Origin of the sequence: Pseudoalteromonas sp. 2CM32C, from assembly GCF_023161925.1 — a bacterium.
GTDB lineage: Bacteria > Pseudomonadota > Gammaproteobacteria > Enterobacterales > Alteromonadaceae > Pseudoalteromonas > Pseudoalteromonas marina.
In genome coordinates this window covers 617,258-629,973 of the sequence record NZ_JALNTI010000002.1, presented here as the reverse complement: position 1 = coordinate 629,973, position 12,716 = coordinate 617,258, and the positions used below count along the sequence as shown (strand labels likewise).

Annotated in this window: 9 protein-coding genes; 5 read left to right on the top strand and 4 right to left on the bottom strand. The window is 41.2% G+C overall.

Translation table 11 applies throughout. The annotated features are described in order from the left end of the window. Positions 1–97 precede the first annotated feature (97 nt). Complete coding sequence (locus tag MTF67_RS06665; protein WP_248519073.1) at positions 98–1,255, bottom strand: benzoate/H(+) symporter BenE family transporter; 1,158 nt, start codon at positions 1,253–1,255, stop codon at positions 98–100. 354 nt (positions 1,256–1,609) lie between these two features. Between MTF67_RS06665 and MTF67_RS06660 the strand changes: the two genes are divergently transcribed. Both MTF67_RS06660 and MTF67_RS06655 read left to right on the top strand, forming a co-directional pair. Beyond that, entirely contained in the window at positions 1,610–2,308 is a 699-nt protein-coding gene (locus MTF67_RS06660; RefSeq protein ID WP_248519072.1) for a hypothetical protein, read from the top strand. A 159-nt stretch (positions 2,309–2,467) separates the two neighbouring features. Further along, positions 2,468–3,211, top strand: a complete 744-nt coding sequence (locus MTF67_RS06655) for a reprolysin-like metallopeptidase (RefSeq protein WP_248519071.1) — start codon at positions 2,468–2,470, stop codon at positions 3,209–3,211. Between the two features lie 125 nt (positions 3,212–3,336). Here MTF67_RS06655 and MTF67_RS06650 read toward each other — a convergent pair whose 3' ends face one another. After that, on the bottom strand, positions 3,337–4,560 hold the full coding sequence (locus tag MTF67_RS06650) for an ectonucleotide pyrophosphatase/phosphodiesterase (RefSeq protein ID WP_248519070.1): 1,224 nt from the start codon (positions 4,558–4,560) through the stop codon (positions 3,337–3,339). A 191-nt stretch (positions 4,561–4,751) separates the two neighbouring features. On the opposite strand from MTF67_RS06650, the gene dgt reads away from it, so the two are divergent. Both dgt and MTF67_RS06640 read left to right on the top strand, forming a co-directional pair. After that, complete coding sequence (gene dgt, locus MTF67_RS06645) at positions 4,752–6,218, top strand: dGTPase (RefSeq protein WP_248519069.1); 1,467 nt, start codon at positions 4,752–4,754, stop codon at positions 6,216–6,218. Between the two features lie 168 nt (positions 6,219–6,386). Beyond that, a complete protein-coding gene (locus tag MTF67_RS06640; protein WP_248519068.1) occupies positions 6,387–8,003 on the top strand; it encodes a cell surface protein in 1,617 nt (538 codons plus the stop codon). A 617-nt stretch (positions 8,004–8,620) separates the two neighbouring features. Here MTF67_RS06640 and MTF67_RS06635 read toward each other — a convergent pair. Next, positions 8,621–9,718, bottom strand: a complete 1,098-nt coding sequence (locus tag MTF67_RS06635; RefSeq protein WP_248519067.1) for a Fic family protein — start codon at positions 9,716–9,718, stop codon at positions 8,621–8,623. Positions 9,719–10,377: 659 nt separating this feature from the next. Then, positions 10,378–11,445, bottom strand: a complete 1,068-nt coding sequence (locus MTF67_RS06630) for a DUF1570 domain-containing protein (RefSeq protein WP_248519066.1) — start codon at positions 11,443–11,445, stop codon at positions 10,378–10,380. 257 nt (positions 11,446–11,702) lie between these two features. Between MTF67_RS06630 and MTF67_RS06625 the strand changes: the two genes are divergently transcribed. After that, positions 11,703–12,704 carry a nuclease-related domain-containing protein gene (locus tag MTF67_RS06625; protein WP_248519065.1) on the top strand — a complete coding sequence of 334 codons (1,002 nt, stop codon included), beginning with the start codon at positions 11,703–11,705 and terminating at the stop codon, positions 12,702–12,704. The last annotated feature ends 12 nt before the right edge of the window (positions 12,705–12,716 follow it).

The following is a 12,716-nucleotide window of genomic DNA, read 5'->3' as shown; positions in this document are numbered from 1 at the left end:
CTCTTCTCATTTACTCCTCTTTGTGCATTACAGTTTTGAAAGCCCATTATTCACAAAAAGATTAAAAGGCGCTGCGCTTTTAAGTAACCCACCGTCATTAACCTTTACGAGTGATCATTACTGTACATACGCCCGCTATAATTCCCCAAAAAGCAGATCCTACTGAAAACATCGTTAAATCAGACGCCGTAACCAAAAACGTCACTATTGCAGCCTCGGTATATTGCGAACCCGTTAACGCTTGCTGCAAACTATTTGCAATAGTGCCAAACAAAGCGATACCCGCCAGCGCCAAAATAAGTGCCTGCGGCAAACTAGCCACCAAACCGACTAAAGTTGCAGCACACAACGCCATTAAAATGTAAAAAACACCGCCTGAAATACTTGCCCAATAGCGTTTATCCGGGTTTTTATCAGCCTCATCACTCATACAAATAGCCGCCGTAATCGCAGCTAAATTAATTGAATACGCCCCAAACGGCGCACAAAGTACATTTACCAGCCCCGTCACATTAAGCGATGCCGAAATAGGCGCTTTGTAATTATGCGCCTTTAACACAGCAATACCTGGCAAGTTTTGAGAGGTCATTGTCACAATATATAAAGGTAAACCAATGCTTATACAGGCTTGTAAATTAAACGAAGGCGCAATATAGGTAAAGTGACTCATTTTCCACTGCAATGCGCTTGTATCTACATGGCCAAATTGCCACGCTAATAACACCCCCACAATCAGCACGCTTAGCATGGCAAAGCGCGCAAAAAAGCGCTTACCTACAAAATAAACCAATACCATTAACCCTATAACTAAGGGCATATCATTCATAAAATTAAATACATCAATACCAAAAGTAACCAGCACGCCCGCTAACATGGCACAGGCAAGTTCGCTGGGTATTCGGTTCATTATTTTTTCAAACCAACCCGTTATACCCGACAAAAAAACCAACAACGCGGCAAACATAAATGCTCCAACCGCCTCGTTTAGGTTATATCCCTGTGCGCTTGATATAAGCAAAGCAGCCCCAGTGGTCGACCATGCAATTAAAACAGGAACTTTGTAATAGTAAGATAAACCAATTGAGGTTGTTCCCATTACTAAACCTAGCATTAAAATCCAGCTCGCAACTAAATCAGGCGTCCCCCCTAGAGTGATCACAACCTGATAAATTAATGCAATGGAACTTGCAAAACCAATGATCACAGCCACTAATCCAGCGGTTGCTCGGTTAAGTAATTGATCTGAAAACGCCATATATCCCTCTTGCATTTATTTTTATGCACACAACATACGTTGCTCATTTTTACAATGCAATTAACTATTAGTGTAAGAATCGTGAATTATTTTCATTTTTATTTTAAAAAATTTTGAGCCTTTAAATTATTGCATTTTAAAAAACAAACCAGTACCTATAAAAGCGCCACAGGCCGCATAAAGCCTACAAAAAGCAATACCTAAAATGTACTAAAAACAAGCTAACCATTACTTTACAACAACTTAAAAAATTAAAAAACAATACATTAATACTATAAAACCAAACTTGATCTAATTACTCACTTAGTATAAAACGTAACAAATAGTTAACCAAAAACACCAAAAGAGAAACAAATGAAGCGTTTAATCATTGCTGCCATTGCTACTGCGGTACTCGCATTTGCCATTTACAAAGGAATAATTGAGACCAAAAAAGCCGAGGAGCCTACTGCTCCAATAGCGATCGATTTTGTTCCTATTGATCTGCAAAAAACACGCACAACCAAAGCGCCTGCGCCTATTGATATGAGTAAAGACCCTATAAAAGCCACGCCTAAAATAGAACAAACAGCTCCATTTGAAAGCTTTGACGCGGTAAACCGCTTATCAGATCGTGCCAAAGCAGTACTTACCAATGCCAAAGTACTGCCTACCGATCTTAATAACGAGGCCTACATAGAGTTTGATTTAGCCACTTTACAAGCACTAAAAACAGGTGAAAACTTTGATTTAGCTATTCCACAAACAACCGAAACTTATACAGCCGAAGTCACTAACGTTATTGAGTCGGCCAATGGTGACAAAAGCATTTTTGGAAAAGTACTTGGCGTTGACGGACGTATGCACAACACGGTACTTACCGTTGGGAAAGACGCTATATACGGCCAATTTACCGCACCTTCTGGTAACTACGTATTTGAAAGCAGAGGCCAATACGGCTGGATAGCCGCTAAACGCGATTTATATAAAAGCCATATTGAGCACGACGTAAGTGCCCCACAACCAAAAACTGATAACACTGGCGATATGTTTGCGCCTAAAACCGACGGCTAATCACTTATTCCGCCCGCTTAATTAAGTGCTATCGCGGATTGCTATTACCTAAATTTTTATATTAAGCCCCATTAAATGGCTGCTTAAGCGTGCTCGTTATGCTTAAGCAAAATTTAATAATAACTATATTAACCACTACAAGAGTAAGGAAATACAACAATGAAGAATGCAATCATCAAAACAGCAGTAGCAGCTGCATTGTGCGCTGCAAGCACAGCTCAAGCAGAAACAATCGATATTGGTATTTTATATACCGACCAGTCGGCTGCAGCAACCAGCAATATTAATACAAAAATTAACCAGCTTATTGCGTTTAGTAATCAAGTTTACAGCCAAAATGGCGTAGACATTACGCTGCGTTTAGTGGGCTCGCAAAACTTAGGCGACTACGCAATTACTCCATCTGAAGATTGGCTTAATGCAGTAACAAACAGCAGCTACGTAGATAACCTACGCACAGGCTGGAAAGCCGATATGGTAGCAGTGCTAGGTATGGGTCAAAGTGCAGGTGCTGGCTTAATTTCATGTGGTTTAGCGTGGGTTGGGCAAGGTACAAACGGCAACCTTTACAGCTCAATGAGCGATCGTATGTACTCAATTACAGCGATTGATTGTGGCGCAAGCACATTTGTACACGAGCTAGGCCATAACCAAGGCTTAGCGCATTCACGTAAACAAGGTGATACGTCGGGTGGTGTTTACACTGACGGCATGGGCCACGGTGTACAAAACGAGTTTGCAAGTATCATGGCGTACCCACAAGTATTTGGTAGCGCAACACAGTACGATTACTTCTCTAACCCAAATTGGAGCGTAAACGGTATTCCTTACGGTATTACAAACCAGGCATACGCAATTCGCACTGTAACGGCTACAAAAACAAGTATTGCTAACTTTAAATAAATGAGCACAAAAAAGCGGGCATATGTAATGCCCGCTTACGTTATTTTGTTAGTCTAATCCGTTTAATTAAGTGATATATTTTGCGGATTAGCATTAGCCCCTTTGGAGCGCGTTATGCGCTCTTTTTAATGCACAACAACCTTTTGCTTAATAGCCGGCATTAACGTTTTGCCATCGCCATCTACCTTATTTAATAGCTTTAAGCCCATTACTTTTGCAAGCACTGGGTATATGTCGAGGTTATTTACTTTTTTAAGGCTTACACCTTGTTTAAATGCAGGCCCAGTTGCAATAAACGTGGCTGCCATGTCGTCTGTGTAAGCGTAACCGTGTGTGCCAACATAAGTCGACTTACCCTTACCGGTAAATACAGCAGGCGCGTTAGTTTGCACAATAATATCGCCCACACGGCTCCCTTTATTATAATGATACCCAGCCAACTGCTCATCAGTTAACACTGTATAACGGCCATTTGCCGCCTCGCTTAAACGCGCTTTGTAATTGGCTATGTCGGCTATGCTGGTTTCGGGTTTTGCATATATTAGTAAACGCGGCCCCGTATTTTTAACTATAAAACCGTCATCACTAGGTAACGTGTTCAACAAAATGCTTTTATCAGGATCAACAACCGCCATACCATGGTCCGACACAATCACTAAGTTCACATCTTGTTCTAATTTATTTAAACGCGCGTGTAACTGCCCCATTAACGTATCGAGCTGTTTAACTGCATCGCGTGTTTGTGGTGCGTCGGGGCCAAATTCGTGCCCCATGCTATCGACTAACGAAAAATAACTCGCAACAAAGCGAGGGCGCTGCGCTTTAGGTAAGCTCAACCACTGAATAATTTGATCAACCCGGCCTTGGTACTCACTATGCTTAGAGTAATGATAAAAATAGTCGGGAGTCATACCATTAAACCGCGCATCCGACTCAGGCCAAAAATACGCCGCCGACTTAAGCCCCTGCATTTTAGCTAAGTTCCACAGCGGAATGCCTTTTACCCACGTACTGTCGCCTAATGCTTTACCCATGCTGTAACATTCGTTATTACGCGCTTTGTCACAAAATTTGTTATCAACAATGCCGTGATTCACTGGCAATAACCCAGTCACAATAGAAATATGATTAGGAAACGTTTTTGTGGGGTAAACCGGTATTAACTTTTGTGCCCTTACGCCTTTATCGGCCATAGCTTTTAAATTAGGTGCACCGTGTTTTTCAATGTAGTCCCACCTAAAACCGTCAATCGACACAAGTACTACCGTTTGCTCTTTTGCTGCAAACGCAGTATGGCTGGTTAACACCAAAAGTGCCCACATCATCGCCTTTACAAATCCATACTTCATTACAAATACTCGCCTACATTAAAATACGTTAAATACTGAAAAATATAACTTTATAATACAATTGCCAGGCCTTAAATGATACAAGCACCTGTACCTAACTCCTCTAGGTGTATATATTAACTAGTAAGTATTAAAAACGAATGACAACGCGCATTTACCTCGCCAGTCATCGCCACTAAACAAGGACACCGATGACTATCGACTTTAGTAAAAAAATAACCCCCGCGCGTATGTACAGAACCACCTCTAATTTACAAATGGCGCTCGAAAGCGACCGTGGCCGCATAATGAACAGCGCCGCTATTCGTCGCTTGCAACAAAAAACACAAGTATTTCCGCTTGAGCGAAACGCCGCTGTGCGTTCAAGGTTAACCCACTCGCTTGAAGTGCAACAAGTTGGCCGCTTTATTGTACAGCGTATTTTTGCCAACCTAAGCTTTGAGCAACAAAAAAATTATGGCTTAACCGACCTAGAGCGCCCACTCGAAAGCCTAGTAGAAATGGCTTGCCTAATGCACGACATTGGCAACCCACCTTTTGGCCACTTTGGCGAAGCCGCAATAAACCACTGGTTTAATACTAATTTAGCCAGTGTAACGCCCGAGCGATGCCGCGAGCCAAACACTGGCATAGGCGTTATTTTTAAGCACCTAGCGCAAGACATTTGCAACTTTGAAGGCAACGCCCAAGGCATTCGTATTATTCACTCGTTGCAAACCCTTAACCTAACCTACAGCCAAAGTGCAGGTATTTTAAAATACACCCGCCCAGCAGGGCTTGATGTAAAAGACATACCCCAAAATAAAAACTATTTAATGAAAAAAGTAGGCTACTACTACAGTGAAAAAGCCTTTATTGAAGCATTACAAAACGAGTTAACCATAGAGCCCTACTGTCGCCATCCGGCCAGTTACATAATGGAAGCCGCCGACGATATATCGTACTGCCTAGCCGACATAGAAGACGCAGTAGAAAAAGGCATAATAACCATTGAGCTACTGTGCACCGTGCTTAAAAATCACTATCAAAAAGTACTTATAAACCTAACCATTGACGACACCGAACACCAAGACTTTGTTAGCAAAGCGGTAAACTACGCACTAGAGCGTGGCAAAGCACAACCATATAACTTTAATAGCGAATTTTTTATATACCTGCGTGTAGCCCTGCTGCACCCGCTGGTTAACCATGCCGCAAAACGCTTTATAGAAAACATAGAACCCATTTATCACGGCGACTTTAACCATGCCCTACTAGAAGACCGAAGCCACTTGCACGCCGTAACACAAACGCTTAAACAAGTTGCCCAAGCGCATGTGTTTTCAGATAAAGAAGTAGAAAAGCTTGAGCTACAAGGCTACAGAATTATTAACGGCCTACTCGACAGCTACAAACCACTACTGCAATTAACAAGCGACGACTTTAAACGCGCACTAAATGGCGACAAACGCCTACTAATAGAATCAAGGCTTGTTAAAAAGCTCTCTAAAAAGCACCTAAACAGCTACCAACATGCCATAGACGCTATGCAAGAAGAGCCAGACCACTTTGCAGCCTACGAATTTTATTACCGATGCCGGTTAATTCAAGATTACATTAGCGGCATGACCGACCAATTTGCCTACGACGAATACCGCAGCCTAATGGTAATAAGCTAATAAAATAGCGCTCACTCAGCGCGATTTATTAACTGCCTGGCTAAGCTTTAGTATTAAAGCAAATAAGCTTAGCCATAATCGCCCGCCATTAAGCGTAATACTCCCCTAGATAATTTTTAATTTTACGCTTAAAATCAACTTATTAATGTTTAAACGCTAACCGCCCTTATGACCACTTTACTCACACGCCTGACGCTTTGTTTTGCCTTATTTTATAGTGTTAATAGCGCTGCTTATAACGAAGCAATGTGCATACTTATAAAGCAAGAAGTACAGCAATACAGTAATAACAAAACAAGCGAAAAATACCGTAAAGCGGCGCGTGACTACAAAAAACATTGCAACAAACCTAAGCAAGTACTTACTCAGCCTAAACCAGTAGTAAAAGAGCCAGAGCCAAGCGTAATAGTAACCCAACCACAACCAAACAATGTGCAACCTGCTCCGGTTATTGAGCCCACCAACCAAACCACCGATGGGCTAATTGACGAAAAAACACTTAACTTAACCGATGAGCAAAAACAGCAAATTAGCGACATGATTGACGCTAACGCAAGTGAAGTGACCATAAATGTAGAGCCTACACAACCTACACCTACTGAAAAAAACGAGCCTAACAACACAGCTAACAACCAAACGCTAGCAGAGCCAATAACAACTCAAAAACGAGAACAAGCTTCAGCACAAGTGCTTGAGGAAGAATCAAAAAAAGTACAAGAGCCAGCGCAAAGCCAAGTAACAGAGCAAGCGACACCGGTTATACAACCCACAGAGCCAACAGTAGCGCCAGTGATAAAACCAGCGCCAGTGATTACCCCACAACCAGCGCGCGAGCAACCTAGCTCGCTATTATTACCAAGTTTTGTACTAGTACTGGTTGTGCTTATTGGCGCAATGGTGATCATTCGTTTGCGCCGCGCAAAACAAACCAATGCCAGCGCAGCCGTTACAGCAGTTAGTACGCAAACACAAAATACACAAAGCGCCGAAAAACAAACAGCTAATGTAACCTCAGAGCAACAGCAACCAAAAACCACACAAAAAATACCGGCACCCAGTGAGCAATCGGCTACAGAAACAGCCGAGCCAAAAGCCCCTACTAACAACGCCGTTACTAATGACAAACCAAGCGAAGAAAAACCACAACCTAATACCGCCGAGTTTGAAGCCGCAGCTAAAACTACGTTAGAGCGTATTAAAAACGCCAGCAGCTTTAACGAACCGCAAGTACGCGACTTTGATCCGGATGCAAAACCAGTAAAAAAACAGCGTAAGCACAGCCCAGTAAAACCAGAGCCAACACCAGCAAAGCCTATAGAAAAAACTGAACAACCAGCAGAGCAAGCACCTGAGCCGCTACCAACAAGTACACCTGCAAATTTAGATAAACCCGAGCCAGAAGCGCCTGCATTTAAAACCGAACACGACTTTAAAGAGCCCGAAGTACGCACGTTCGATCCTAATGCACCACTGCCCGGCAAAAAGAAAAAACCACGTAAAACAGAGCCAACACAAACTGAGCCGGAGCCACCAGCACCACAAAACACCCCTGAAACAATTCAACCAGAGCCAAAAGCATCTGAAACAAAAGCAGAGCCTAAGACCCCTGCAGCTGAGCCTAAAAAAGCAGATAACAGCAACCCATTTGCCAACCTATCACTTGACGCAAGTTGGGACCCAAACTCAGCCGAAAAACCCAAAATAGAAGAAAAACAACGCGCCCCTAAATCACAAGCACTAATAGACGCAGAAGAACGCGCTAAAAAGCTACAAACAAAAGAGTAACAACCCTACTCCTCTTTGTGCATTACAGTTTTATAAGCTCATTATTTCTAAATTTACTGGTAGACGCGCAGCTTGCTGGCGTTTAAAAGCAACGCTTTTACGGAGGTTAATAAAATGATTGTGTTACCACGGAGAAGTGAAGGAGAAGATCAAAAAAAGTGACCAACCCAATATTTTTTAACTTTGTGTAGCGCGAAGCGCCTCGGTGTACTCTGTGGTGATATTTATTTTTTAGCAAGAAGCTGCGCTTCTAACGTGAGCAAGCTCTACGTCTACAAAACCAAGCTAAAAATAGCCCTACTCACTTTGGCTCCTCATTCGCTTCTCTTTGTGCATTAAAACCCTTAAAAACCATTATTCACAAAGAGGGTAAGAGACGCTGCGCTTTTAGAGAAGTGATCAAGTGACTCGTGATTAATAAGCCAATAAATCAAATGGCTTGGCTTCTCATTTACTCCTCATTCGCTTCTCTTTGTGCATTAAAGCCCTAAAAGCAAAGCTTTTAATTTATGGACGAAAGTTTACCTTTCGCTTTAATTAAAGCATTCAGCACTACTCGTTTAACTTAAACACACCTATTTGCCTCAATTAATGAGTCAAATAGCCATTTAATTGCCTCATTGAGCAACTGTGTAACGTGTACTGCGCCCACCGGCAGCTGTTTTTGTTATGAAACCTAATGTTTGTAAATCGGCTAAATGCCGTGTGGCAGTCGCACGACTGACTTTAGCTACCTTTTGATACTGACTGGCACTAATTCCGTGCTCAAATTGGCCATCTAGTAATTTATTAATTACTTTTACTTGTTGCTCACTTAGTCTTGTTTGCTCTTTACTTGCCCAGTAATTAGTTTTAAAAACTGTTTGCTCAATATTTTTAAGCGTATGGTGTATCGCATTATTAAGCGTATTTAAAAACCATTTAATCCACTGTGTTATACAAAGCCCGCCACGCTGCGTGGCTTCTAGCACCTCGTAGTAGCTTTTTCGATCGTCTAAAATAGCCACCGACATAGCATAAAACCGAATAGACTCTGCATACTTTTGTGCTAAAGCCAGGTCGGTTATAAGTCGTGTTATGCGCCCGTTACCATCTTCAAGCGGATGTATTGTTACAAACCACAAGTGTGCGATAGCAGCACGAATAAAAGGGTCTATTTGTAGATCGTTTTGCGTGTTGTTAAACCAATCAAAAAATAGCGACAGCTCTTTGTTTACTAACTTTTTAGGTGGCGCTGTAAAATGTAATACCGGTTTATCTAAACGCCCTGATACCACCTGCATTGGCTCACCGCCACGCAACTGCCCGCCCTCAATATTAGTAAACAAGCTTTGCTCATCTGCAAATAATAAACGATGCCAGTTAAGCACCCTTTCTAAACCAAGCGCTGAATCTGTGTTAGTTATTGCATCAAGCATAATTTCTGCAAGATTGTCGCTTTGCACAGTTGTGGGATAAGGCTTCTCGTTAATATTGAGCTTTTTAGCGAGCGAAGAGCGAACCGAAAATGCATTAAGCTTTTCGCCCTCAATCGCACTAGAGTGAATAATATTTGCTAATAAAGTATCAAGAGCTTGCTGCTTTTGATGGGCACTTTGCACGCCCATACGGCCCACTAATAAGCCATGGTTATATGAAAGTTCACTTAGTAAGGGAGCAAGCGACGCATAATCCCACGTAAAGTTTGGCCAGTTTTGTTGTTGCCATATCCACATAGTCTTTAGCCCTTAAGTTAGTTAACTTCAGTCTATATGATTTAATTGCCTCATTCAATGAGGCGATTAATGGCATTAATTGCCTCATTGTTTTGCAAGCACCACCGCTTTTTAAATTATAGGCAACCGTAATTTAAATATTTGTAGATGCAATTTTACTTCGCGCTTTGACTACTCATTTACTCCTCATTCACTCCTCTTTGTGCATTACAGTTTTATAAGCTCATTATTTCTAAATTTACTGGTAGGCGCGCAGCTTGCTGGCGTTTAAAAGCAACGCTTTTACGGGGGTTAATAAAATGATTGTGTTACCACGGAGAAGTGAAGGAGAAGATCAGAAAAAGTTACCAACCCAATATTTTTAACTCTGTGTAGCGCGAAGCGCCTCGGTGTACTCTGTGGTGATATTTATTTTTTAGCAAGAAGCTGCGCTTCTAACGTGAGCAAGCTCTACGTCTACAAAACCAAGCTAAAAATAGCCCTATTCACTTTGGCTCCTCATTCGCTTCTCTTTGTGCATTACATCTTTAAAACCAATGATTCACAAAGAGGTTTAGAGACGCTTCGCTTTTAGAGAAGTGATCAAGTAGCCCAGCTCTTCTCATTTACTCCTCATTTTGTTCTCTTTGTGCATTAAGCTTTTAAATAACTAACACACTTTAATAAACAGGAATAAACTCGCCCTCAACCTGCTTCGACGCCTTTAACCACACTAAATACGCCTGCTCGTAATCTATAAAATAGGTAGAAAGCGCATTTAAAATCACCTCATTCTCAAGCGTATTGCATGGGTTTTTAGCCTCAGCCTGCACAATCGCCTTTAACACCCTTCTGCCCTGCTTATGCTGAATAAAAAACGCCAACCAATTATTCGCATTTGCGTATAAATCGCCACGGTAAGACTGCTGCTCCCACAACGCCTCTGAATCAATTAACGACCTAAACTCCATATACGTACGGCGTACACGGTAGGTAGGAATAGCAATAGTTCGGTTAGTTTTATAAATCAGCGTGTTTTCAAAAACCTCAGCTATTCCCTCGTTTAACCACCTAGGGGTACTGCCAATTAAATTAAAATTAATGACATGCATTGCCTCGTGAATTGCTACGCGTAAATTACTTTGCGGATCGGCTTCATCAAACCTCACTAACGCCGTATTATTTTTACCAAAGTAAATCCCCGCATTGTTGCTTGGTAAAGCCCCAAAGCGCGACACATAATCGTCGTAATAATTATTAGGTAATACAACCAAGTTCATTAAAATGGATTTGTTGGGGTATAAACCAAATAAGTTTTGATACTTTTCGTATGCTTCAAATAAACGAATACGCAGCGTTTTATGGTAATCGCTATTTACATTAGGGGTAATTAAATTAACAGAGGTGTAAGGGCCTATATCAAATTTTTCGGCTGTAAAATCGAGATTATCGTTTAACTGCGACAGCTCACTTTGCGCGTATTCAAGTTCTTCAGGATCATGAATCAACTCGCAACTATTTTGCTGCACTGGGGCAGGTTTTGGCTGAGCTTTTACTTTACTAGCTACATTATCAACACGCTTATAATTAACGGTTTCAGTAGTATACACATGCGTATAACTCTCAGCATTTTCAGCTTTGTGCGTATAGTTATTTACTTCAACCACAGCGGTATTTGGTTTATAAAAAAAGTGTAAAACCAGCAACAACACAACCAACAACAATACATGACGTGTTTTTATTTTCATTAAATTAGCCCAGCATAATAGTTAAACAACAATACTTAAAAAACAAAACTCACACTAGGGCTAACGCTAAAAATAACTAAAATGTCATTGTTATTAAATTACTAATGTAATGATTAATTGTTCTGGAGGCGTAAGGATTGCTCGCGCGAAAAGCAAAGCTTTTAAATAAAAACAGAGAGAGTAAAAACTCTTCAATGGTATTCTTTTTCGGTACTTTAATGATATTCTAAGCCTGTACATGATTGAAAGGACGCCTCATGATTCTGAAAGACAAAACCCTCATCAACAGCAACTCAGCTAAAATACAAGCAGGTCAAAAGCAAGAACTCGACGTTGCTTTTTATTTACGCCGCGCCTTTAAAGATCATAGCCAGGTATTTGTGTTTAACGATGTGAAATTTAAACACAAAGGCGAAACCGCACAAATAGACCATCTAATTGCATACACCTATGGCTTTATTCTCATCGAATCTAAAAGCATTACAGGGGAAGTAACAATTAATGAGCATCAAGAATGGAGTCGCAGTTACCGTGGGCAATGGCAAGGAATGCCATCACCAATCAAACAAGTTGAGCTACAACTTGCATTACTAAGAAGTTTGGTAATAGACAATGCGCCCCACCTACTCCCTAAGCTGCTTAGTAAATTACAGCAAAATTTTGGTGGTCGTGAATGGCATAGTATTTGTGCAATATCGAGTAATGCCATAATTAATCGAAATAACACACCAAAAACGGTTGAAGAGCGACTGGTTAAATCAGAGTTTATAGCTGATAAACTTTTAGACATAATGAAGCTACCTGCCTCAACACCAAATGCCCTGCACTTTTTTTCGACCAATACCCGTCCTTGGTTTAGTAAAGAAAGCCTAGCTAGGATCTGTGAGTTTATTTTAGAACAAAATATTGCCCCTTCCGCACCGTTAAAACCTGGCGAAAAAATATCAAGGATCAACGAACCAAGCCCGGTTTATCAAGATGAATCAACAGCTATTTCGCCAATAACTCAAGAGCAAAAAAATATTACCAATGAAATAAATTTACAGTGTAAGCAGTGCAATAATCAAACGACGCTTAAACCTCGCTCAGGTCGCTACGGCTATTTTGTTACATGTGGTGAGTGCGATACCAATACACCAATGAAAACGTCTTGCCCGCAATGTAGCAGCGCTAATACTAAAGTGAGCAAACGCAAAGAGCTCTACTCATTAGTGTGTGGTGATTGTGAAAACACTGCGTTTTTCAGACTTGATGGTTAAAGCTCGATAGCA